The sequence below is a fragment of the Endozoicomonas sp. SESOKO3 genome (assembly GCF_024606255.1).
This window is the reverse complement of record NZ_JAHHPR010000313.1, coordinates 1-1,229: the sequence shown is the minus strand read 5'-3', so window position 1 is coordinate 1,229 and position 1,229 is coordinate 1. Positions and strand designations below refer to the sequence as shown.

The 1,229-nt window shown below is 46.9% G+C and carries 1 protein-coding gene; it reads left to right on the top strand.

What is annotated here, in order from left to right; genetic code table 11:
* Nucleotides 1–75: 75 nt before the first annotated feature.
* Nucleotides 76–1,229, top strand: a 1,154-nt coding sequence (locus tag KDK18_RS05490; protein WP_257253776.1) for a hypothetical protein, incomplete at its 3' end; no start/stop codon positions are given.

Sequence of the window (1,229 nt, the reverse complement as noted above, 5' to 3'; positions counted from 1 at the left end):
CGGACCATCCGCTCCGGTTTAAAGAGTATCATTCTGCCAATGCAAGCCGCTGAAGGCGGCCAGTTATCTCGGAGAATGTTTCGCCCGTGGGTGGCAGACTGTCATCAAATGCAATCCTGTCTTCAAGCTCTCAACCCTGTTGAGGCTGAGAAGGTGAAGAGTGTCCATGAGCTGATTTTTGTCTTACATAAGAGCTTTGTAGAGGCATTGGCACAGGTCGCTCTGGCTTCGGCTCAGGGCAGGGTGTTTACGAAAAATAAAATCACTTATGTCGACTGTACGACCCCGGGTGAAAAGGCAACGCTATTGAGTTCTTCCGGAAAAGCATCTATGGAAGAGCTAAAACTTTCAGGAACTGTCATCTGTATGAATGAAGCCGTGATTGTTAACCTGAAGTTAGGGGTTCATGTGGGTCTTATCGAGCTACTTGAGCACGCAGAGGGAGGTAAAGGACGAACCTTGCGGCTGACATTCTCCGACAACTTTGATTTAACCTACGGTGATAAACCCGGCAAGTTCAGGCGTATGTGGTTTCTGGCGCAATTATTGAAGGAGATCGGACTGGATAAAAATGCGGGTAGCATGAAGCTGGGTTGCAACGCTGTAGCGGGTAAAATGACCGTCGAATGCCCCCGAATGAAATCACCTCAAACCATGCATGATGCCTTTGAAAAACTGATCATTGTGTTACGTGCCATGTCTGATCTGGATTGTGATTTAGACGGTACGCCCATTTTTGAAGGAGGTCGGTGGGACTTTAACTTGCTGGCACAAAGCCTTAATCGTGATATAGCGACAGAAGCGGATAGATTCGCCTTTCAACATTGCCTTTTTGTAAAGTCTTTTCTGAGTGGGACTCGTGGGCTCATTGACCCTTGCTGGCGGTTTTTGAAGGAACACCACCAACAGTTTGCTCATCATGCCCGGCGGTTGGGTGTGTGTAAGAGGTCAGTGTTTCTTAAGGAAAAACCGGAAGACAGTCTGTGGGAAATGTTAATGAGTGATGAGATCAGTGAGGGCAGCCGCAGGGAGCTCTTGCATCATTTTTTATTATTAGATCCTAAAAGCGCTATCAGTGTGGTTGAGCAATTTTATGACTTGGGTAATCAGTGTTTTGTTATTAATCCATCTTACCGTTACGGATTGGAGTTTTATGCGCCACCGAGTCCACCGCTTGGGGATCATAAAGAAAAGGTCATGAATACCCTGCGCAAGCATGGGCTGGAATA